Raw genomic sequence first — 20715 nt, forward strand, 5'->3', positions numbered from 1 at the left:
GGCCTGAACCCGCCCCGACCCCTGAGCCCGAACCTTGAGAGCGACGCCCATGCGCATCATCAAAGTGCTGCTCCTGCCCTTGCTGCTGATTCTCAGCCTGATCGGCGTCGATCGCCTGCACGGCCCGCGCCCGGTCGTGCCCCTGGCGGTGCCGCTGGTTCCGGGGCGCTAGGCATGTCGGCGCTGTGGCGGATCAACCTGTGGGTGACGGCGTTCTTTGCCGTGGTGACCCTGGCCTGCGCCGGCTTGCTGCTGCACCAGGCGGTGGCCGATGTCGAGCGTGAGATGCAGTCCGCCGAGGCGGTGGTGGAGTACCTCAGCGACAGCGCCGAGCGCAACCCGGCGGGCCTGCAACCGCGTCTGACCCAAAGCCTGCGTCATGTGCGGGTGCACTGGCTGGCACCGGACGAGGCCGCACAGATGCCCGAGCAGGCCGGGCTGGATGCCTGGCTCGGCCGCCAACTGTTCAGCGACCGCCGCCACAGCGCCCGCGAGCTGGACCTGGGCGACGGGCGCCGGGTGCTGATCGCCGTGGACGCGCGCGACGAGATCGATGAAGTCTGGGATTCCCTGCAACAGCTGTTGAGCCTGTGCGGCCTGGCCCTGCTCTTGAGCCTGCTGAGCATCCGCTGGGCGGTCCGCCGCGGCATGGGCCTGCTGGACGATTTACTGCGGGCCTTGCAGCAGGTATCCGGTGGGCAACTGGCGGTGCGCCTGCGCGAGGCCGGCCTGCCGGAAGCGCGACAACTGGCCGGACACTTCAACCGCATGACCACGACCCTGGAACAGACCCGGGCCGACAACACCCAACTGACCCAGGCCCTGCTGGCGGTGCAGGAGCGCGAACGCACCTACCTGGCGCAGACCCTGCACGACGACCTCGGGCAATACCTGGCGGGCATTCGCGCTCAGGTCTGCCTGCTGCGCATGGTGGCCGACCAGCCTACGGTGGTGGAACACACGGCCCAAGCCCTGGAGCTCAACTGCGAGCGTTTGCAGCAGGGCTTTCGCGCCCTGGTGCAGGACTTGTACCCGGTGGTGCTGCAGCACTTGCCGCTGGCCGAAGCCTTCGGTTTGCTGGTGAGCCAATGGCAGGACAGCCAGGGCATCGATTGCCAGTTGCGGGTGGGCGCCGACCTTCCGGCGTTGCCCGACGTGAGCAAGACCCACCTCTACCGTCTGCTGCAAGAAGCGCTGACCAATGTCGCCCGGCACGCCGGCGCCAGCCAGGTTCGGGTGCGCCTGCAACGCAGCGCCCGGGGCTTGCGCCTGCTGGTGCGCGACAACGGCTGCGGCGCCCCCCAGCCCCAACGCCCCGGCGTCGGCCTGCACTCGATGGCCGAACGCGCCCGCAGCCTGGGTGGCGAACTGCACATCCTCAGCCGTCCCGGCGCCGGTTGGGCACTGGCCTTGAACATGCCCTTGAACATTCCCATGGAGGCCTGATGAACATCTTGTTGGTGGATGACCACGCCGTGGTCCGCCAGGGCTATGCCAGCCTGCTGCGCGCGGTATTGCCGGCGATGCAGGTACGCGAAGCGGCCAGCGGCGAAGAGGCCCTGGCCCGAGTGGCCGAAGACGTGCCGCAACTGGTGATCATGGATTTCGGCCTGCCGGGTATCAGCGGCCTGGAGACCACCCGCCGCCTGCGCCAGCGCCTGCCGCAACTGCGGGTGCTGTTCTTCAGCATGCACGACGAACTGCCCCTGGTGCGCCAGGCCCTGGAGGCGGGCGCCTCGGGTTACCTGACCAAGAACTCCGCGCCCCAGGTGCTGATCGAAGCGGTGCACCGAGTGCTGGCCGGGCACGCCTACATCGAACAGCCCCTGGCCACCCAACTGGCCTGCACCCCGGTGCAGAACGCCAGCGACCCGCGTTTGCAGAGCATGACCCAGCGCGAGCTGGAGATCTTCGTGATGCTGGCCAAGGGCACCCCGGCGCGGGTGATTGCCGAGCAGCTGTGCATCAGCGCCAAGACTGTGTCCAACCATTTGACCTTGCTCAAGAGCAAGCTGCAGGTCAGCTCCCATGCGGAGTTGGTGCATTTGGGGATTGATATGGGGGTGGTGCGGGTGGCGGGGTGAGGGGGTATGGTTTGGTAAATTTTGTCAAAAGCGGACAAAGCCATGAGCACCATGAACATCTCCCTGCCGGACGCTCTCAAGTCCTTTGTCGATGATCAAGTCAGCCAGCGCGGCTACAGCACCAGCAGTGAATATGTGCGTGAGCTGATTCGCAAGGATCAGGATCGGCAACATCTGCGTGGCCTGTTGTTGGCCGGTGCTCAATCGGCGCCGGGCACTGCTGTGCAGGGTGACTATTTCGAATCCCTGCGTGCCAGGGTTCACAAGGCGCGAGGATGAAAGCCAAGCCGGTCATGCCACGTGCCCTTGCCAGCCAGGACGTGGGAGGCGCTATCAGCGACTAGCTTGACCAACAGGCCGAGCAGGCTGCGCTCGGTTTTATCGATGCTTTGGAAAAGGCCTATCTTCATATCGGCCGCCATCCGGCCTCGGGTATGTCTCGCTACGCCCACGAGCTGGATCTGCCGGGGGGGGCTTTGCTGGCCGCTGAAGCGCTATCCCTATCTGGTGTTCTACGTTGAACGCGATGACTACATCGACGTATGGCGGGTTTTGCATGGTATGCGGGACTTTCCTGAGTGGTTGGCTGAAGGTGTTTTCCGGTAGTGGTGGGGGATGTTGGGGGCTTTTTGTGGTGAGGGGGTGGGGTGTATATCCGTTGCTGCGGGTGTGGCTGCTGGTGGTTTCGTCTTGATGGTTTGGGGTTTGGGTACATATCCATTGCTGCGGTAACGGCCACTTAGGGTTTCGCCCTTACGGCGACTCACTTTTTTCAAACGCCGGAGTGCCGGCCCAGCGAAAAGTAAGCAAAAACGCTTGCCCCTCCATGGGCCCCTCGCTGGGGCTCGGGGTGCCCTCTCTCCGGCATTGCTCCGGGGGCCCGCCGCCAACCGGCCATCCATGGCCGGGTGGCGGCTAGCTCGGCATCCTTGCCGAGCTGCCCCCTACGCAACGCCTACGCTCGGCCGGCTGGAAAGGGGCCTGAAGATCAAGAGCAAGAGCAAGATCAAAAGCCAAGCGCGTTTACGCGCTGTCCGTAGGAGCCGGCTTGCCGGCGAAGAGGCCCGTAAGTCATGCAGCGCCTGGGCGGGCGCCTTCGCTGGCAAGCCAGCTCCTACAGCAGTCAGATAGACCGTGCAGTTCCCCGTAGGAGCCGGCTTGCCGGCGAAGAGGCCCGTGAGACATGTAGCGCCTGGGCGGGCGCCTTCGCTGGCAAGCCAGCTCCTACAGCAGTCAGATAGACCGTGCAGTTCCCCGTAGGAGCCGGCTTGCCGGCGAAGAGGCCCGTAAGTCATGCAGCGCCTGGGCGGACGCCTTCGCTGGCAAGCCAGCTCCTACAGCAGACAGATAGACCGTGCAGTTCCCCGTAGGAGCCGGCTTGCCGGCGAAGAGGCCCGTAAGTCATGCAGCGCCCGGGCCGACGCCTTCGCTGGCAAGCCAGCTCCTACAGAAACGCACCCACCCTTAGCTTCAGGCCGGCCGCAAGGCCGCCGTCGCGCTCTTGATTTTGATTTTGATCTGAACGCCCCGTTAACCACGATGGCTGAACGCAGGCATTGAGCCGTGGGTAACCCGGCAGGGATGCCGGGTTAGCCGCCACCCGGCCAGGGATGGCCGGTGGCGGCGGCCCACGGATCAATGCCGGAGTGAAGGCATGCCGAGCCTAGGCGAGGCACCGAGTGGAGGGGCAGAGCGTTTTGCTTACTTTTGCGCTTTTCAAAAGTGAGCCGCTGTAAGAGCGGAACCAATATCCGCCCCACCCGCAGGAATGGATATGTACCCAATCCCTGCTGTAAAAGCGGAATCATAAGCCGCCCCACCCGCAGCACCGAATATGCCCCCCCTACTTATCCCACGTCCCCGGACACCCCCCACACCCCTCCATATTGGCATCCTGAAAATTCCCATAATGCTGCCGCGTCCCGCGCAAATCGGCCCGCTCCAGATTGCTCTCGCCCAACTTGGCCTCTTGCAGATTGGCCTCGCTCAGATTGGCCCCTTGCAGGTCGGCCTTGTTCAACCAGGCCATCTCCAGATCCGCCGCCTGCAGATTGGCCCGGTGCAGCTTGGCTCCGGACAGCCGGGCAAATTGCAGATAGGCCGCGCTGAGGTTGGCGTTCTCGAATTGCGCGCCCTGGGCAAACAGGCCCCAGCCCTGAATCGCCATCAGCTTGGCGTCGGTGAAGTCCGCCAGCCGCAGGTTGCTCTGTTGCAGGCTGGCGCGGGTCAGGTTGGCGCCCTGCAGGCGGGCTTTTTCCAGGTTGGCCAGGTCCAGTTGGGCATGGCGCAGGTCGGCGCCGGAGAGGTCGGCGCCGGCCAGGTTCATCTTGCGCAGGTCCTGGTTGGCCAGGTTGGCGCCGCGCAGGTTGGCACCCGGGCATTGGCTGGATTCGGCAATCAGGCAGCCGTTGATGGTCAGGGGGACGTCGTTGCCGTCGTCGTCGATGTTCACCGCGAAGGCGGGGGACAGGCTCAACAGCAGGACAAGGGGCAGGTAGTTCATGGTGCGGTGCTCCAGGCGGGAGTGAAGACGGGGGTGGCGAGAAGGCGGGCTCCCGGTCGACCGGCGCCCTGGGGTCGTAGCCGTCCAGAACCCGGCCCCCGGGGTGTGTCTGGTACATCCCGGGGCGGGTTTCGGGGCCGCTGCGCGCTGGTACGCCAGCCCGGCCCAGCGGGAGCAAGCTCCCTCGCCACAGATAGGGCGGTGACGATCAGCGCTGGGCGCTCTGGTTATCCCAGCTCGGGATCTTGAACACCCAGAACGAACCGCCTTGGGCCACCGGCTTGGTCAGCTCGGCCATGTCGCCGCCCCACAGTGGTACCGCGCCGCCGTAGCCCACGGTCACGCCGATGTACTGTTCGCCGTCCTGTTCCCAGGTGATGGGCGGCGAGACGATGCCGCTGCCGGTCTGGAATTTCCACAGCTCCTTGCCGGTCTTGGCATCGAAGGCCTTGAAGAAGCCGTCACCGGTGCCGGTGAACACCAGGTTGCCCTTGGTCGCCAAGACGCCGGCCCACAGCGGCAGCTGTTCCTTGTGCTCCCACACCAGCTTGCCGGTAGTCGGGTCCATGGCGCGCAGGGTGCCGACGTGGTCGTCGTACATGCGCTTGATACGGAAGCCCATTCCCAGGTACGCCGAGCCTTTCTTGTAGTTCACTTCCTCGGTCCAGTACTCCTCCTTCCACTGGTTGCCGGGGATGTAGAACAGCCCGGTGTCCTGGCTGTAGGCCATGGGGTTCCAGTTCTTGCCACCCAGGAACGGCGGCGAGACTTCCACCGGCTTGCCCTTGGTTTCACCCGGCAGCGGTTTGGCCGGACGCTGGCCGGGATTCTCTACGGGGCGCCCGGTCTTGAGGTCGATGTGGCTGGCCCAGGTGATGTTGTCGACAAAGGGGAAGGCGTTCTGCAGTTTGCCGTTGTTGCGGTCTACCACGTAGAAGAAGCCGTTGCGGTCGGCGTGGCCGGTGGCCTTGACCACCTTGCCGTCCTTGTTCTTGTAGTCGAACAGCACCAGTTCGTTGTTGCCGGAGAAGTCCCAGGCGTCGTTCGGCGTGTGCTGGTAGAACCATTTCACTTCGCCGGTGCTCGGGTCGACGCCGACCTGGCCCGAGGTGTAGAGGCTGTCGTAGTCGTGGGGGTTGCCGTCTTTCGAGGTCCGCGCCCAGGTGTTCCACGGGCCGGGGTTGCCGGCGCCGACGATGATGGTGTTGGTCTCGGCATCGAAGCTGGCGCTCTGCCAAGGGGCGCCGCCGCCGTGGCTCCAGGCTTCGACCTTGCCGGTTTCGCTGGTCTTGTCGTCCGGCCAGGACGGTGCCTTGACGTCGCCGGTGGGGGTGCTGTCCTTGCCGTTCAGACGGCCCATGTGGCCTTCGACGAAAGGCCGCATCCACACTTCTTCGCCGGTCTCCGGGTCACGGGCGAACAGCTGGCCGACCACGCCGAATTCGTCGCCGGAGCTACCGTGGATCAGCAGCACCTTGCCGCTGGTCTTGTCCTTGATCAGCACCGGGGCGCCGGTCATGGTGTAGCCCGCGCTGTGGTCGCCGAATTTCTTGTTCCACACCACCTTGCCGGTGTTCTTGTCCAGGGCGATGACCCGGGCGTCGAGGGTGCCGAAGTAGATCTTGTCGCCGTAGATCGCCGCACCGCGGTTGACCACGTCGCAGCACGGGCGAATGTTGTCCGGCAGGCGGTGGTTGTAAGTCCACAGGCGCTTGCCGGTCTTGGCGTCCAGGGCAAATACCCGCGAGTAGGAGCCGGTGACGTAGACCACGCCGTCGCGGACGATGGCCTGGGATTCCTGGCCGCGCTGCTTCTCGTCACCGAAGGAGTAGGACCAGGCCGGGGTCAGCTTGAACACGTTCTTGTCGTTGACCTGGGCCAGCGGGCTCCAGCGCTGGGCGTTGGTGCCCATGCCGTACTGCAGCACGTCCTGGGTGCTCAGGTGGTCGTTGGCGATGTCTTCCCAGGTCACGTTCTTGCTGGCAGGTGCCGCCGGGGCGGTGGCCGCTGTGGCCGCCGCGCCCAGGGACAGGCTGCCGGCCAGCAGCAGGGCCCGGACGGCGAGGCTCAGGGGGGAGAGGGCGGGGAGCGATCTTATTGTCATGGTTGCAGTTCCCAGTGGAGGTTTTGGCCTGACTAGGGTCTGCCCCGGGACGGGTGTTGAGATACGGAAAAAGTCCCGCCCTTGCCGGGAATAGTTCCCGGGCGGCACCTGATTTAGGCCCGCGCCACAAGCCCTACTACCAAGGGAGTAGAGCGCGACCACCAAAGCAGCATACGGCCGCCCGCCGGCTGTTTCTAAGATGGCGCCATGGCCTCTGTATTGAGGTCTTGCGTGCAATCTTGAGGGCATAACAATGACAACAAAACGCAACGCCTTGCTCGCGGTAGGGTTGCTGACCGGTGCCGTGTTCACCGGTTCCGTATGGGCCCATGGCAACGTGGTGCCCCAGGCGGTGGAAACCAAGGGACTGACGCCGATCAAGGATGCCGGTGTGAGCGTCGATGGCGACGGCTGGGCCGCGGTCAACCCGTACCGCACCTCGCCCGAGCACGACAAGGCAGTGGAAATCGGTGCCTCGGCCTACAACCAGAACTGCGCCGCCTGCCATGGCCTGGAAGCCAAGTCCGGCGGCATCGCTCCGGACCTGCGCATGCTCGATGCCGGCGAGGCCGGGGATGAATGGTTCGTCGAGCGGGTGCGCCACGGCGCGGTGCGCGATGGTCGGGTGTACATGCCGAAGATGGCCGACTACTTGAGCCAGGAAGCCCTGTGGGCGGTGCGCACCTACCTGGACAGCGTGCGCGTCGAGGAGTGATCGCCATGGGCCGCCTGGCGCTGTTTTTCAGTGGCTTGCTGCTGTGCTGCGCGGCGGCGCAGGCCGGGGTGCGCAACTACGACACGATGATCGCCTCCGGTGAGCTGAAGGTGGCGGTGTACCAGGATTTCGCCCCCTACAGCTTCGAGGATCGGGGCCAGCCCCGGGGCGTCGACGTCGAGCTGGCGCAAGCCCTGGCCGAGGCCCTGGGAGTGCGCCTGCAACTGATCTGGGCGCCCCCGGGAGAGAAGCTCGACGACGATTTGCGGGACTACATCTGGCGCGGCAGTCCGCTGCGCCACCAGCAGTTGGCCGACCTGATGATGCGCGTGCCCTATGACCACGACTACGCGCAAAAGCGCAACGAACTGGGGGAGCTGGCCAACGATCACGTGGTGATGTTCGGCCCCTATCAGGAGGAGCGCTGGCAGGTGGCATTCGACCGCCGCCGGCTGGACTCGGTGGCCAGTGTCGCGGTGTTCCAGGAGCACCCGATCGGGGTCGAGGTGGACAGCGTGCCGTCGTTCTACCTGACCTCGGTGTTCAACGGCATGCTCAGTGCCAAGACCCATCATTACCCCAGCGTGCAGCAGGCGTTCGACGCTCTGCGGGCCGGGCAGGTGGACGCGGTGATGGCCATGCGCGGCGAGATCGACTGGCAGTTGCACGAGGCCGGTGACCCGCAACTGGCCCTGGCGGAAAACGCCTACCCGAACATGGGCAAGCAGGTGTGGGAGATCGGCATGGCGGTGCATGAAAGCAACCGCCAGCTGGCCTATGCCGTGGAGGAGGCCCTGGAGGGGCTGATCCGCGACGGTCGGCTCAAGGCGCTCTACGCCCGTTATGGCCTGCGCTACGAGGTCCCGGAGATGTATCAATAGGAGCTGCGATGAACTGGCGAGCGACCTGTCTGTTGGTGTGCTGGCTGCCCTTGGCGACCCCGGCGCTGGCCGCCGATCCGCAGGCCCCGGGTCCGGACCCGGTGCCCTCGGTGATGTGGGCCTTCTACCACAAGCAACTGCTGGGCGATGCCGCGTTCGTCTTCGATGACCGGGTCAAGCTGCTGGCGCCGCCCTTTGCCGAGGATGCGCGGCAGGTGCCCCTGGAGATCGACGCCCGGGCCTTCACCGGCGAGGTGGTGCGCATCCTCGCCTGGGCCGAGCTCAACCCCTTGCCGCGCATTGTCGATTTCGAGCCGGGGGAGCGGGTGCTGCCCTGGCTGTCGATCCGCATCCGCATCGAGCAGGCCACGCCGTTGCGCGCCGCCGTGCTGACCCGCGATGGCCTGTGGCACGTGGGCTCGACCCTGATCGATGCTGCGGGTGGTGGCTGCACCGCCCCCAGCGTGGTGCGTACCCAGCCCGGTTGGGAAGAGCACATCGGCGAGGTGCTGGGCGGGCGCTATCCCCGGGGTGATGCCAGCCGCCTGCGCCTGCAAGTGTCCCACCCGATGGACAACGGCCTGGTCAGCGGCATCCCTGAGTTCTTCCTCAATCACGCCGAATTGCGCGACCAGAACGATCAGCGTCTGGCCAGCCTCGAACTGTTCCCGGCGGTCAGCGAAAACCCCAGCCTGGGGTTCGCTATCCGAGGGGCAGGGCAGACCCGTTTGCTGTTGCGCGACAACAGCGGCAATCAGTTCGAGGCCAAGCTGCCCTGAGCGCATCCTTTGACCCACCCGAGCCGAGGCGCACCATGCGTTGGATCCTGCTGTTGCTGCTGTGCCTGGGCCTGCCGGCCCGGGCCGATCTGGACTATCAACTCAAGCCCCGGCAGATCGCCGCGGGGACCTGGCTGCTGGAAGGCAGCACCGACAATTTCGCCAAGGCCAATGGCGGCAACATCGTCAACACGGCGTTTATCGTCACCGACAGCGGCGTGGTGGTGATCGACAGCGGACCATCGAAGCGCTACGGCGAGGCCCTGCGCCAAGCCATTGCCGCCACCACCGACAAGCCGGTGATCCAGCTGCTGCTGACCCATCATCACCCTGACCATGTGCTGGGCAACCAGGCTTTCAGTGACGTGCCCATCGGCGCCCTGGCCGGCACCACCGCCCTGCTGCGCCAGCAGGGCGACGCCATGGCCGAGAACCTGTACCGCATGGTCGGCGACTGGATGCGCGGCACCGAGGTGGTGTTGCCGACCCAGGTGCTGGAGCCCGGCGTTCTCGAAGTGGGCGGGCATCGCTTGCGCTTGCTCGGTTTGAGTGGGCACACCGGTGCCGATCTGGCGATTCTCGACGAGAACACCGGGGTGCTGTTTGCCGGTGATCTGGTGTTCTACCAGCGGGCGCTGACCACCCCCAACAGCCCGGGGCTGGAGGCATGGCTCAAGGACCTGGATACCTTGCAGGGCCTGTCGTGGAAACTGATCGTTCCCGGGCACGGACCGGTGGCCAGCGATGCTGCGCCCTTTGCCCAGATGCGCGACTACCTGGGTTGGCTCGACGGGTTGATGCGCGACGGCGCGGCCCGGGGTGACGACATGAGCGAGATGATCCGCCGCCCGATCCCCGAGCGTTTTGCCGGCATCAGCCTGACTCGCTACGAGTTGATCCGCAGCGTCAGCCACCTGTACCCGCGTTACGAACGCCAGCGCCTGCAGCGTATCGACGGCCTGTAGGCGCCGGTTGCCGCTCCAGTACCAAGGAACTAGAAAACTCCGCACTGCGGGCAATTGTTGGCAAACAGGCCGGGACCAAGAATTCCCGGCAGACCGGGAAAATTTCCCGGGAACAACAATAACCGCAGAGGTAGCCGTCATGACCCAACCCCCACGTCGTCCCTTTTTCGCCGTGAGCCTGGTGCTCAGCGCCATGCTGCTGTCCAGCGCGGCCTTGGCCGCCGTCACCGATGAAGAGATCCTCCAGGACCCGAAGAACCCTGAGCAGATCGTCACCAACGGCCTGGGCGTCCAGGGCCAGCGCTACAGCCCGCTGGACCTGCTCAACGTCGATAACGTCAAGGAACTGCGGCCGGTCTGGGCTTTCTCCTTCGGCGGCGAGAAGCAGCGCGGCCAGCAGGCCCAGCCACTGATCAAGGACGGGGTGATGTACATGACCGGTTCCTATTCCCGGGTGTTCGCCGTGGATGCGCGCACCGGCAAGAAGCTCTGGCAGTACGACGCGCGCCTGCCCGATGACATTCGCCCTTGCTGCGACGTGATCAACCGCGGCGTGGCGCTGTACGGCGACCTGGTGTTCTTTGGCACCCTGGACGCCAAGCTGGTGGCCCTGAACAAGGACACCGGCAAGGTGGTGTGGAGCAAGAAGGTCGCTGACCACAAAGAGGGGTATTCCATCAGCGCGGCACCGATGATGGTCAACGGCAAGCTGATCACCGGGGTCGCCGGCGGCGAGTTCGGCGTGGTTGGCAAGATCCAGGCCTACGATCCGAAAAACGGCGAGCTGCTGTGGATGCGCCCCACCGTGGAAGGCCACATGGGCTATGTGTACAAGGACGGCAAGGCCATCGAGAACGGTATTTCCGGTGGCGAGGCGGGCAAGACCTGGCCGGGCGATCTGTGGAAGACCGGCGGCGCGGCGCCGTGGCTCGGTGGCTACTACGACCCGGAAACCAACCTGCTGCTGTTCGGCACCGGCAACCCGGCGCCGTGGAACTCGCACCTGCGCCCCGGCGACAACCTGTATTCCTCGTCGCGCCTGGCCCTGAACCCGGACGACGGCACCATCAAGTGGCACTTCCAGAGCACCCCCCACGACGGGTGGGACTTTGACGGCGTCAACGAGCTGATCTCCTTCAACTACAAGGAGGGCGGCAAGGAGATCAAGGCCGCCGCCACCGCCGACCGCAACGGCTTCTTCTACGTGCTCGATCGCACCAACGGCAAGTTCATCCGCGGCTTCCCCTTTGTCGACAAGATCACCTGGGCCACCGGTCTGGATAAGAACGGTCGGCCGATCTACAACGAGGCCAGCCGTCCCGGCGCCCCGGGCAGCGAAGCCAAGGGCAGTTCGGTGTTCGTCGCCCCGGCCTTTCTCGGCGCCAAGAACTGGATGCCCATGGCCTACAACCGCGACACCGGGCTGTTCTATGTACCGTCCAACGAATGGGGCATGGACATCTGGAACGAAGGCATCGCCTACAAGAAGGGCGCGGCGTTCCTCGGCGCGGGCTTCACCATCAAGCCACTCAACGAGGACTACATCGGCGTGCTGCGGGCCATCGACCCGATCAGCGGCAAGGAAGTCTGGCGCCACAAGAACTTCGCGCCGCTGTGGGGCGGGGTGCTGACCACCAAGGGCAACCTGGTGTTCACCGGCACGCCTGAAGGCTTCCTCCAGGCGTTCAACGCCAAGACCGGCGAGAAGGTCTGGGAGTTCCAGACCGGCTCCGGGGTCCTGGGTTCGCCCGTGACCTGGGAGATGGACGGCGAACAGTACGTCTCGGTGCTCTCCGGATGGGGCGGTGCGGTGCCGCTGTGGGGCGGCGAAGTGGCCAAGCGGGTCAAGGACTTCAACCAGGGCGGCATGCTCTGGACCTTCAAACTGCCCAAGGAGCTGGTGAGCAAACGCTAATCGTAGGAGCCAGCTTGCTGGCGAAGGCGCCCGCACGACCGCTTTCGCCGGCAAGCCGGCTCCTACAAAGCCCCCGCGATATCCCTGCCAACCGTAGGAGCCAGCTTGCTGGCGAAGAGGCCCGCAAGAGCGCCTTCATCGGCAAGCCGGCTCCCGCACAGGGCAATCAACCTACGACCAAATGACGAGAGCCCCCCCTGCCAACGATGGATTCGTCCGGCACCCGGGGCTCTCTACCATCGGTCCATCGCCTGTCGTTGGACAGGCCTCGACCAGCAGAGGCTCAGCATGATCTACGCACAACCCGGAACCCCAGGCGCCGTCGTGTCCTTCAAGCCACGCTACGGCAATTTCATCGGCGGCCAGTTCGTGCCGCCGGTGGCTGGCCAGTACTTCACCAACACCTCGCCGGTCAACGGTGAAGTGATCGCCGAATTCCCCCGTTCCAGCGCCGCCGATATCGACCTGGCCCTGGACGCCGCCCATGCCGCCGCCGAGGCCTGGGGCAAGACCTCGGTCCAGGACCGCTCGCGGGTGCTGCTGAAGATTGCCGACCGCATCGAGCAGAACCTGGAAATCCTCGCGGTCAGCGAGACCTGGGACAACGGCAAGGCGGTGCGCGAAACCCTCAATGCCGACGTGCCCCTGGCCGCCGACCACTTCCGTTATTTCGCCGGCTGCATCCGCGCCCAGGAAGGCGGCGCCGCCGAGATCAACGAACTGACCACCGCCTACCATTTCCACGAACCCCTGGGCGTGGTCGGGCAGATCATCCCGTGGAACTTCCCGCTGCTGATGGCCGCCTGGAAGCTGGCCCCGGCCCTGGCCGCCGGCAACTGCGTGGTGCTCAAGCCTGCCGAGCAGACCCCGCTGTCGATCATGGTCTTCGCCGAGCTGATCGCCGACCTGCTGCCGGCCGGGGTGCTGAACATCGTCCAGGGCTTTGGCCGTGAGGCCGGCGAGGCCCTGGCCACCAGCAAGCGCATTGCCAAGATCGCCTTCACCGGCTCGACCCCGGTGGGCTCGCACATCATGAAATGCGCCGCCGAGAACATCATTCCGTCCACCGTGGAACTGGGCGGCAAGTCGCCGAACATCTTCTTCGAAGACATCATGCAGGCCGAGCCCAAATTCATCGAAAAGGCTGCCGAAGGCCTGGTGCTGGCGTTCTTCAACCAGGGTGAAGTCTGCACCTGCCCGTCCCGGGCCCTGGTCCAGGAATCGATCTACGAGCCGTTCATGGCCGAGGTGATGAAGAAGATCGTCAAGATCAAGCGCGGCAACCCCCTGGACACCGAGACCATGGTCGGCGCCCAGGCATCGCAGCAGCAGTACGAGAAGATCCTCTCCTACCTGCAGATCGCCCAGGAGGAGGGCGCCGAACTGCTCACCGGCGGCGCCGCCGAGCTGTTGGAAGGTGACCTGTCCAGCGGTTATTACATCCAGCCGACCCTGCTCAAGGGCCACAACAAGATGCGCGTGTTCCAGGAAGAGATCTTTGGCCCGGTGGTGGGCGTGACCACCTTCAAGGACGAAGCCGAAGCCCTGGCGATTGCCAACGACAGCGAGTTCGGCCTGGGCGCCGGGCTCTGGACCCGTGACATCAACCGCGCCTACCGCATGGGCCGGGCGATCAAGGCCGGTCGGGTGTGGACCAACTGCTACCACCTGTACCCGGCCCACGCCGCGTTCGGTGGCTACAAGAAATCCGGCGTGGGTCGCGAGACTCACAAGATGATGCTCGACCACTACCAGCAGACCAAGAACCTGCTGGTGAGCTACGACATCAATCCCCTGGGCTTCTTCTAAGGGCAACAGCAGGCGCGGTGGTTGGGTGCCACCGCGCTTGTGCGGGACGGACACGGGGAGGGCTCATGGGTGGGCACCTCCCCGTGTGCGTTGTGGGCGCAGCACGCGATGCGCGCCCCCTACCGGGGCAAGCCCGCACCACCGCCATCCCTGTAGGAGCCAGCTTGCTGGCGAAGAGGCCCGCAAGACCAACCCCCAATCTCCCCCTACCAATGCACCCCGCCGGCTCGTCCCAAAGTAGCATTCGGCCCCCGCGCCTCCCGTGCATTAATGCCTCTACCGGAATCCCCCGGCACAACAAGAGGCTTGACCCATGTGGCATAAACCCGCGTACACCGATCTGCGCATTGGCTTTGAAGTGACCATGTACTTCGCCAACCGCTGAGCCGTCCCACTCCGGCCGCTCCTGGTGTTGGCCGGAGTCTTTTGCCCTTCTGGAGCACGTCATGCATATCCGCATTCTCGGTTCCGCGGCGGGTGGCGGTTTTCCCCAGTGGAACTGCAACTGCCGCCACTGCGCCGGGGTGCGCGACGGCAGCCTGCGCGCCGAGCGCCGCACCCAATCGTCCATTGCCCTGAGTGACCGCGGCAGCGACTGGATTCTGTGCAATGCCTCGCCGGATATTCGCCAACAGCTGGAGGCATTCCCGGTGCTGCAACCGGCCCGGCAGCTGCGGGACACGGCCCTGGCCGGGGTGATTCTGCTGGATAGCCAGATCGACCATTGCACGGGGCTGCTCAGCCTGCGCGAGGGCTGTCCGCATCAAGTCTGGTGCACCGAGATGGTCCACCAGGACCTCTGCAGTGGCTTCCCCTTGTTCAACATGCTCGGCCACTGGAACGGTGGCCTTGAGTGGCAACCGATCCACCTCGACGGCCGTGAGTTCAGCCTGCCGGCCTGCCCGGACCTCGCCTTGCGGGCCATTGCCCTGCGCAGCAGCGCGCCGCCGTATTCGCCCCATCGCGGCAACCCGCATCCGGGGGACAATATCGGCCTGTTCATCGAGGATCGGCGCAGCGGCGCCAGCCTGTTCTATGCCCCGGGGCTGGGGCAGGTGGATGAGGCCTTGCTGGCGTGGATGGATCGCGCCGACTGCCTGCTGGTGGACGGCACCCTGTGGCGCGACGATGAAATGCGCATCTGTGGCGTCGGCGACAAGCTGGGCAGCGAAATGGGCCATCTGGCGCAAAGCGGCCCCGGCGGCATGCTTGAAGTGCTGGAGCGTTTTCCCCGGGCGCGCAAGGTGCTGATCCACATCAACAACACCAACCCGATCCTCGACGAAGACTCCGCCGAACGTGCGCAACTGGCCCGCCGTGGCATCGAAGTGGCGTACGACGGCATGTATATTCACCTCTGATCTGCACAGCGCATGCACCGCACGCCGTACGCTACATACCGTAGGAGCCAGCTTGCTGGCGAAGGGGCCCGCAAGACCGCCTTCGCCGGCAAGCCGGCTCCTACAATGCGTGGGGCTGCAAGATTGCCTTCGCCGGCAAGCCGGCTCCTACAATGCGTGGGGCTGCAAGATTGCCTTCGCCGGCAAGCCGGCTCCTACAGTGCGTGGGGCTGCAAGATTGCCTTCGCCGGCAAGCCGGCTCCTGCAGGGGGGATGCAGGCAGGGTCCGGATCACCCCAGCCGATGGTCGGATTGCTTTCAGCAACGGATGCTTTAGGCTGGCGTTCTCCTTCCAGAACAATAAGAAAACAGGCTTCCCCCATGAGCCAGAATCTCAGTCTGCTGCGCAAGTTCGTGTCCCCGGAAATCATCTTTGGTGCCGGTTGCCGGCATAACGTCGGCAACTATGCGAAGACCTTCGGTGCGCGCAAGGTCCTGGTGGTCAGCGACCCCGGGGTGATCGCCGCCGGTTGGGTCGCCGACGTCGAGGCCAGTCTCCAGGCCCAGGGCGTCGACTATTGCCTGTACAGCCAGGTGTCGCCCAACCCGCGGGTGGAGGAGGTGATGCAGGGCGCCGAGGTCTACCGCGAAAACGCCTGCGACGTGATCGTCGCCGTCGGCGGCGGCAGCCCGATGGATTGCGGCAAGGGCATTGGCATCGTGGTGGCCCACGGGCGCAGCATCCTCGAGTTCGAGGGGGTGGACATGATCCGCGTGCCGAGCCCGCCCTTGATCATGATTCCCACCACCGCCGGCACCTCGGCGGACGTCTCGCAGTTCGTGATCATCTCCAACCAGCAGGAACGGATGAAGTTCTCCATCGTCAGCAAGGCGGTGGTGCCGGATGTGTCGTTGATCGACCCGGAAACCACTCAGGGCATGGACCCGTTCCTCTCCGCCTGCACCGGTATCGACGCCCTGGTGCATGCCATCGAGGCGTTCGTTTCCACCGGCCACGGCCCGCTCACCGATCCCCATGCCCTGGAAGCCATGCGTCTGATCAACGGCAACCTGGTGCAGATGATCGCCAACCCCGGGGACATCGCCCTGCGGGAGAAGATCATGCTCGGCAGCATGCAGGCCGGGCTGGCGTTCTCCAACGCGATTCTCGGTGCGGTGCATGCCATGTCCCACAGCCTGGGGGGCTTTCTCGACCTGCCCCACGGCCTGTGTAACGCGGTGCTGGTGGAGCATGTGGTGGCCTTCAACTACAGCTCGGCGCCGGAGCGCTTCAAGGTGATTGCCGAGACCTTCGGCATCGACTGCCGCGGGCTCAACCAGCGGCAGATCTGCGGGCGTCTGGTGGAGCACCTGATCGCCCTCAAGCGCGCCATCGGCTTCCACGAAACCCTGGGCCTGCATGGGGTCAGCAGCAGCGATATTCCGTTCCTGTCCCAGCATGCGATGGACGATCCGTGCATCCTCACCAACCCGCGCGAATCCAGCCAGCGTGACGTCGAGGTGGTCTATGGCGAGGCCCTCTGACGACCAGCAACGGGCCCTGGCCGGGCTCTTGGGGCTGGGCAACCACTCCGCGCGCAAGAGCCATTACCCGGAACTCGCGGCGCGCCTGGAGGACCTGGAAACCGAGCGCAACCGCTACAAGTGGCTGTTCGAGCACGCAGTGCACGGGATCTTCCAGGCCAGCCTGCAGGCCGGCCTGCGCGCGGCCAACCCGGCCCTGGCGCGCATGCTGGGTTATCAGGACCCGCAGGAAGTGCTGTTCTCCCTGGCCGACCTGGCCGGCAATCTGTTCGTGGGTGGCGCTGCGGAACTGGCGGCCATCGGCGAGCAGCTGCAGCGCCAGCGCAGCCTGTTGGGTTATGAAACCCAGCTGCGGCGCAAGGACGGCAGCAGCATCGATGTGCTGATGAACCTGCTGCTCAAGCCGGACCAGGACGGGCTGGTGGAAGGTTTCGTCGCCGACATCACCGAACGCAAGCTGGCCCAGCAGCATCTGGAACAGCTCAACGACCAGCTGGAGCAGCGGGTCGCCGCGCGCACCGATGAGTTGCTGGAAGCCAACCGCAACCTGCAGCAGCAGATCGCCCGGCGCGAACGTATCGAGTGCGACCTGCGGGATGCCCGGGACGCCGCCGAGGCGGCCAATCGCAGCAAGGACAAGTACCTGGCCGCCGCCAGCCACGACCTGCTGCAACCCCTGAATGCCGCGCGCCTGTTGATCTCCACCTTGCGCGAGCGGCGCCTGCCGGCCGCCGAGCAACTGCTGGTGGAACGCACCCACCAGGCCCTGGAGGGTGCCGAGGACCTGCTCACCGATCTGCTGGACATCTCCAAGCTCGATCAGGCGGCGGTCAAGCCGGACCTGGCGGCTTATCGCCTGGATGAAATGCTCGCGCCGCTGGTGTCGGAGTTCCAGTCGGTGGCCGAGGCCGCGGGCCTGGATCTGCGAGTACGGTTCGGTGATTTCGCCCTGTTCACCGACCTGCGGCTGATGACCCGGATTCTGCGCAATTTTCTCAGTAATGCCTGCCGTTACACCGAACGCGGCAGCATCCTGTTGGCGGCGCGCCGTCGCGGCGATCAGCTGCGGCTGGAGGTGTGGGACACCGGGCGCGGCATTGCCGCCGACCGCCTGGAGTCGATCTTCCTGGAGTTCAATCAGCTGGATGTGGGCCGCGCCGCCGACCGCAAAGGGGTTGGTCTGGGGTTGGCCATCGTCGAGCGTATCGCCAAGATCCTCGGCTATCGGGTGCAGGTGCAGTCTCGGCCAGGACGGGGCTCACGGTTCAGCATCGAGGTGCCCCTGGCGGAACGGGTGCCATTGCCCATCAGCTTGCAGGCACCGCAGCCGGGCACCGGCAACCCGCTGCCGGGCCGGCGTTTGCTGGTGCTGGACAACGAGCTGAGCATCCTCGAGAGCATGGCCGCGCTGCTCGGGCAGTGGGGTTGCGAAGTGCTTACCGCCACCGATCAGGCGGCGGCCCTGGCGGTGCTCCAGGGGCGGGCGCCGGAACTGATCCTGGCGGATTTTCACCTCGATCACGGGGTGACCGGCTGCGAGGTGGTGCAGCAGCTGCGTGAGCACTTCCAGCAGCCACTGCCGGCGGTGATCATCACCGCCGACCGCAGCGACCCGTGTCGCCGGGCCTTGCAGCAGCTGGGGGCGCCGTTGCTCAACAAGCCGGTGAAGCCGGGCAAGCTGCGGGCCGTGCTCAGTCAGTTGCTGGGCTAGGGCCGGATCTCTAGAACGTGGCACTCGAGTGCGGGGCTTCTAGTATGGGTTCAGGCTTGCCGCTAAGATGCCGCTCTTTTTTTCAAGGACGAAGCCGGTTCCTGCGCCGTCGCGCCGGGCCGCCGTTTAGCCATCGATGAAACCCTTGTCCTCGTACCACCCGCTGCTGTACTGGATGCGAGTACGTCAGAAGCGCCTGATGCGTCACCTGGCCTGGCGCTTTTCCGGGCGCCGTTATGCCCGGCCCGAGGCCGACAGCCCGCGCTTGCCCCATCGCCTGATCAAGCACACCTCGAAACTGATTCGCACCCTGGGCGACTCCGACCTGGCGCTGCAGCACAACAAGGTGATCAACCTCAGGCTGGCGGTGGCCTGCATCGATGGCGTGCGCATCGCCCCTGGGGAGTATTTTTCTTTCTGCAAACTGGTGGGCCGGCCCAGTCGCGAGCGCGGTTTTGTCGAGGGCATGGAGTTGTCGTTCGGCGAGGCGCGCAGCGGCATCGGTGGTGGCATCTGCCAGTTGAGCAACCTGATCCACTGGATGGCGATTCACTCGCCGCTTGAGGTGGTGGAACGGGCCAACCACAGCTTCGACCCGTTCCCCGACGAGGGTCGGGTGCTGCCCTTCGGTTCCGGGGCGGCGATCTTCTACAACTACATTGATCTGGTGCTGTACAACCCCGGGCCCCAGACCTTGCAGCTCAAGCTGCAGGTCGGCGCGCAACAGCTGGAAGGCGAGCTGCTCTGCGAGCAGCCGCGCGAGCATCGCTATCACGTTTACCAGCGGGCCCATCGCTTTGTTCGTGAGGGTGCCCGGGTGTACCGGGAGAACCAGATCTGGCGCGACATCCGCACCAAGGGGCAGGACGCTGTGCTGTTGCGTCAGGAGTGCCTGTATCGCAACCGGGTGGTGGTCAAGTACCCGGTGGCCGAGGCGCTGCTCGATCAGTCGGCGCCGGGCTCAGATGATGCCCAGCATCCACAGTAGGCCCAGGTAGACCGCCGCACAGCCCAGGGGCCAGACCACCAGCAGGCGGGTCTGGCTGAAGAACGATGGCGCCTTGCCCACCAGGGTCGAATCCTCCAGCTGTTGCAGGGTCTTGGGGGGCACGCCTTCCTCGACCGGGGCGTTGAGCTGGGCTTCGATCAGCGGCTCGACCTCTTCGACCTTGCGGATCATCCCCCGGCCCGTGGCGAACAGCGCCGCGCCGACGAAGATCAGCAGGTAGATCACCAGGAACTTCCAGTGGGAGGAGTAGCTCAGGTCGATGAAGCTGGGGGTCGGGCTGTTGTCCCAGAACCAGTTCAGCGGCTGGGTATTGGCATTGACCTGGTACACGAAGTATTTGATCGGGCGATTGATGGTCGAGGCCATGGCGGTGTAGCTGTCCAGGCGCCAATAGAGCATTTTCAGGGTCGAGAAAAAGGTCGAGATCAAGGCACCGGCAAACAACAGTGCGCCTGCGGCGATGTACAGCCGGTACTGCAATTGGGCCCTGGTGTAGGTCATGGGTGCTTCCTGCGATGAAGAAAAGGGGCGCAATACTATATTTCGTGGCGGCTGGACGATAGGGGCCAGTAGTCGTCCATCGGTCGCAGAGCTCCTGACGGCCTGTGGGCGGTGAAGGTTTGCGCAAGTCCGGGGGCGACACGGGTTATCCTTGGCTCCCCTCTCAGGTCGGACGAGTCAGCCCATGCTTGAAGTACAAGGAGTGTTCAAGAGCTACGCCACGCCCCAGGGGCCGCTGGCGGTGCTGCAGGGTGTCGATTTGCACCTGGGGCAGGGCAGCAGCCTGGCGCTGATGGGCGAGTCGGGCAGCGGCAAGAGCACCCTGCTGCATCTGGTGGCGGGGCTGGACAAGGTCGATCGCGGCAGCATCCGCATTGGCGAGCACTGCCTGGAGCAGATGAACGAACACCAGCTGGCCCACTGGCGCCGTACTGAAGTGGGCCTGGTGTTCCAGCAGTTCAACCTGATCAGCAGCCTGCGGGTCGAGGACAACCTGAGCTTCCAGGCGCGCCTGGCCGGACGTTTCGATTCCCTGTGGCAGGCGCAGTTGGTGGAGCGCCTGGGCTTGGGAGACTTGCTGCGGCGTTACCCCGAGCAGCTCTCCGGCGGTCAGCAGCAGCGGGTCGCCCTGGGTCGGGCCCTGGCCTCCAAGCCCGGGCTGCTGTTGGCGGATGAGCCCACCGGCAGCCTCGACGAGGCCACCAGCGACGAGGTGTTGCAGCTGTTACTGGAACTCCTGGCCGACAGCCCCACCAGCTTGTTGATGGTCACCCATAGCCAGCGGGTGGCCAGCCGCTTGCAACAGACGGTGGTGCTGCAACGCGGTCGTCTGGCCGACCCGGTCGGGGGTTGAG

General features: G+C 65.3%; 19 protein-coding genes and 1 pseudogene. 17 read left to right on the forward strand and 3 right to left on the reverse strand.

Translation table 11 applies throughout. The features are described from left to right. Window positions 1-49 precede the first annotated feature (49 nt). The 5 genes and pseudogenes from P7C00_RS12115 to P7C00_RS12135 all read left to right on the forward strand — a co-directional run bounded on the left by P7C00_RS12115 (window position 50) and on the right by P7C00_RS12135 (window position 2690). Window positions 50-172, forward strand: a complete 123-nt coding sequence (locus P7C00_RS12115) for a hypothetical protein (protein ID WP_019092738.1) — start codon at window positions 50-52, stop codon at window positions 170-172. A 2-nt stretch (window positions 173-174) separates the two neighbouring features. After that, entirely contained in the window at window positions 175-1446 is a 1272-nt protein-coding gene (locus tag P7C00_RS12120; protein ID WP_346631579.1) for a HAMP domain-containing sensor histidine kinase, read from the forward strand. Continuing rightward, entirely contained in the window at window positions 1446-2084 is a 639-nt protein-coding gene (locus P7C00_RS12125; protein ID WP_404939166.1) for a response regulator, read from the forward strand. The genes P7C00_RS12120 and P7C00_RS12125 overlap by 1 nt, the downstream gene beginning before the upstream one ends. 42 nt (window positions 2085-2126) lie before the next feature. Further along, entirely contained in the window at window positions 2127-2363 is a 237-nt protein-coding gene (locus tag P7C00_RS12130; protein WP_011060512.1) for a type II toxin-antitoxin system ParD family antitoxin, read from the forward strand. Between the two features lie 101 nt (window positions 2364-2464). Next, a pseudogene (locus tag P7C00_RS12135) lies at window positions 2465-2690 on the forward strand (type II toxin-antitoxin system RelE/ParE family toxin). A gap of 1237 nt (window positions 2691-3927) precedes the next feature. Here P7C00_RS12135 and P7C00_RS12140 read toward each other — a convergent pair. Continuing rightward, entirely contained in the window at window positions 3928-4587 is a 660-nt protein-coding gene (locus P7C00_RS12140) for a pentapeptide repeat-containing protein (RefSeq protein ID WP_404939168.1), read from the reverse strand. 208 nt (window positions 4588-4795) lie between these two features. Then, a complete protein-coding gene (gene exaA, locus P7C00_RS12145; RefSeq protein ID WP_346635698.1) occupies window positions 4796-6691 on the reverse strand; it encodes a quinoprotein ethanol dehydrogenase in 1896 nt (631 codons plus the stop codon). A 253-nt stretch (window positions 6692-6944) separates the two neighbouring features. Here exaA and pedF point away from each other — a divergent pair, with 253 nt between their 5' ends. The 11 genes from pedF (at window position 6945) to P7C00_RS12200 (ending at window position 19339) form a co-directional block, all read left to right on the forward strand. Then, window positions 6945-7406 (forward strand): cytochrome c-550 PedF, encoded by a 462-nt coding sequence (gene pedF, locus P7C00_RS12150; protein WP_346635699.1) that lies wholly within the window; start codon window positions 6945-6947, stop codon window positions 7404-7406. Between the two features lie 5 nt (window positions 7407-7411). Further along, window positions 7412-8287 carry a substrate-binding periplasmic protein gene (locus tag P7C00_RS12155; RefSeq protein WP_404939170.1) on the forward strand — a complete coding sequence of 292 codons (876 nt, stop codon included), beginning with the start codon at window positions 7412-7414 and terminating at the stop codon, window positions 8285-8287. An 8-nt stretch (window positions 8288-8295) separates the two neighbouring features. Beyond that, window positions 8296-9066 carry a quinoprotein dehydrogenase-associated SoxYZ-like carrier gene (locus P7C00_RS12160; RefSeq protein WP_404939172.1) on the forward strand — a complete coding sequence of 257 codons (771 nt, stop codon included), beginning with the start codon at window positions 8296-8298 and terminating at the stop codon, window positions 9064-9066. 35 nt (window positions 9067-9101) lie between these two features. Then, window positions 9102-10031 (forward strand): quinoprotein relay system zinc metallohydrolase 1, encoded by a 930-nt coding sequence (locus P7C00_RS12165; RefSeq protein WP_404939174.1) that lies wholly within the window; start codon window positions 9102-9104, stop codon window positions 10029-10031. 139 nt (window positions 10032-10170) lie between these two features. Next, entirely contained in the window at window positions 10171-11946 is a 1776-nt protein-coding gene (gene pedH / locus P7C00_RS12170) for a PQQ-dependent alcohol dehydrogenase PedH (RefSeq protein ID WP_346635703.1), read from the forward strand. 288 nt (window positions 11947-12234) lie between these two features. Then, window positions 12235-13755: an aldehyde dehydrogenase family protein gene (locus P7C00_RS12175; RefSeq protein ID WP_402887818.1), complete on the forward strand. Its 1521-nt coding sequence runs from the start codon at window positions 12235-12237 to the stop codon at window positions 13753-13755. A 313-nt stretch (window positions 13756-14068) separates the two neighbouring features. Continuing rightward, on the forward strand, window positions 14069-14140 hold the full coding sequence (gene pqqA / locus P7C00_RS12180) for a pyrroloquinoline quinone precursor peptide PqqA (protein WP_011060521.1): 72 nt from the start codon (window positions 14069-14071) through the stop codon (window positions 14138-14140). A 61-nt stretch (window positions 14141-14201) separates the two neighbouring features. Beyond that, window positions 14202-15116 carry a pyrroloquinoline quinone biosynthesis protein PqqB gene (gene pqqB, locus P7C00_RS12185; protein WP_404939176.1) on the forward strand — a complete coding sequence of 305 codons (915 nt, stop codon included), beginning with the start codon at window positions 14202-14204 and terminating at the stop codon, window positions 15114-15116. Window positions 15117-15476: 360 nt separating this feature from the next. Further along, on the forward strand, window positions 15477-16640 hold the full coding sequence (gene ercA / locus P7C00_RS12190) for an alcohol dehydrogenase-like regulatory protein ErcA (protein ID WP_346635706.1): 1164 nt from the start codon (window positions 15477-15479) through the stop codon (window positions 16638-16640). Continuing rightward, window positions 16624-18351: a NahK/ErcS family hybrid sensor histidine kinase/response regulator gene (locus P7C00_RS12195; RefSeq protein ID WP_404939178.1), complete on the forward strand. Its 1728-nt coding sequence runs from the start codon at window positions 16624-16626 to the stop codon at window positions 18349-18351. Before ercA ends, P7C00_RS12195 begins: the two co-directional genes overlap by 17 nt. A 136-nt stretch (window positions 18352-18487) precedes the next feature. Continuing rightward, window positions 18488-19339, forward strand: a complete 852-nt coding sequence (locus P7C00_RS12200; RefSeq protein WP_404939180.1) for a VanW family protein — start codon at window positions 18488-18490, stop codon at window positions 19337-19339. Here the strand turns inward: P7C00_RS12200 and P7C00_RS12205 are convergent. Next, window positions 19313-19861 (reverse strand): YniB family protein, encoded by a 549-nt coding sequence (locus P7C00_RS12205; RefSeq protein ID WP_404939182.1) that lies wholly within the window; start codon window positions 19859-19861, stop codon window positions 19313-19315. The genes P7C00_RS12200 and P7C00_RS12205 overlap by 27 nt on opposite strands. Before the next feature lie 184 nt (window positions 19862-20045). On the opposite strand from P7C00_RS12205, the gene P7C00_RS12210 reads away from it, so the two are divergent. After that, window positions 20046-20714 (forward strand): ABC transporter ATP-binding protein, encoded by a 669-nt coding sequence (locus tag P7C00_RS12210; protein WP_346635710.1) that lies wholly within the window; start codon window positions 20046-20048, stop codon window positions 20712-20714. The last annotated feature ends 1 nt before the right edge of the window (window position 20715 follow it).

Origin of the sequence: Pseudomonas sp. JDS08PS003, from assembly GCF_045013505.1 — a bacterium.
GTDB lineage: Bacteria > Pseudomonadota > Gammaproteobacteria > Pseudomonadales > Pseudomonadaceae > Aquipseudomonas > Aquipseudomonas protegens_B.

Coding starts and splice junctions, on each gene's coding strand:
- exaA (WP_346635698.1), bottom strand. CDS start 6,691: ATGACAATAAGATCGCTCCCCGCCCTCTCCCCCCTGAGCCTCGCCGTC.
- P7C00_RS12115 (WP_019092738.1), top strand. CDS start 50: ATGCGCATCATCAAAGTGCTGCTCCTGCCCTTGCTGCTGATTCTCAGC.
- pedF (WP_346635699.1), top strand. CDS start 6,945: ATGACAACAAAACGCAACGCCTTGCTCGCGGTAGGGTTGCTGACCGGT.
- P7C00_RS12175 (WP_402887818.1), top strand. CDS start 12,235: ATGATCTACGCACAACCCGGAACCCCAGGCGCCGTCGTGTCCTTCAAG.
- P7C00_RS12120 (WP_346631579.1), top strand. CDS start 175: ATGTCGGCGCTGTGGCGGATCAACCTGTGGGTGACGGCGTTCTTTGCC.
- P7C00_RS12210 (WP_346635710.1), top strand. CDS start 20,046: ATGCTTGAAGTACAAGGAGTGTTCAAGAGCTACGCCACGCCCCAGGGG.
- P7C00_RS12130 (WP_011060512.1), top strand. CDS start 2,127: ATGAGCACCATGAACATCTCCCTGCCGGACGCTCTCAAGTCCTTTGTC.
- P7C00_RS12125 (WP_404939166.1), top strand. CDS start 1,446: ATGAACATCTTGTTGGTGGATGACCACGCCGTGGTCCGCCAGGGCTAT.
- pqqB (WP_404939176.1), top strand. CDS start 14,202: ATGCATATCCGCATTCTCGGTTCCGCGGCGGGTGGCGGTTTTCCCCAG.
- pedH (WP_346635703.1), top strand. CDS start 10,171: ATGACCCAACCCCCACGTCGTCCCTTTTTCGCCGTGAGCCTGGTGCTC.
- ercA (WP_346635706.1), top strand. CDS start 15,477: ATGAGCCAGAATCTCAGTCTGCTGCGCAAGTTCGTGTCCCCGGAAATC.
- P7C00_RS12205 (WP_404939182.1), bottom strand. CDS start 19,861: ATGACCTACACCAGGGCCCAATTGCAGTACCGGCTGTACATCGCCGCA.
- P7C00_RS12165 (WP_404939174.1), top strand. CDS start 9,102: ATGCGTTGGATCCTGCTGTTGCTGCTGTGCCTGGGCCTGCCGGCCCGG.
- P7C00_RS12155 (WP_404939170.1), top strand. CDS start 7,412: ATGGGCCGCCTGGCGCTGTTTTTCAGTGGCTTGCTGCTGTGCTGCGCG.
- P7C00_RS12160 (WP_404939172.1), top strand. CDS start 8,296: ATGAACTGGCGAGCGACCTGTCTGTTGGTGTGCTGGCTGCCCTTGGCG.
- P7C00_RS12140 (WP_404939168.1), bottom strand. CDS start 4,587: ATGAACTACCTGCCCCTTGTCCTGCTGTTGAGCCTGTCCCCCGCCTTC.
- P7C00_RS12195 (WP_404939178.1), top strand. CDS start 16,624: ATGGCGAGGCCCTCTGACGACCAGCAACGGGCCCTGGCCGGGCTCTTG.
- P7C00_RS12200 (WP_404939180.1), top strand. CDS start 18,488: ATGAAACCCTTGTCCTCGTACCACCCGCTGCTGTACTGGATGCGAGTA.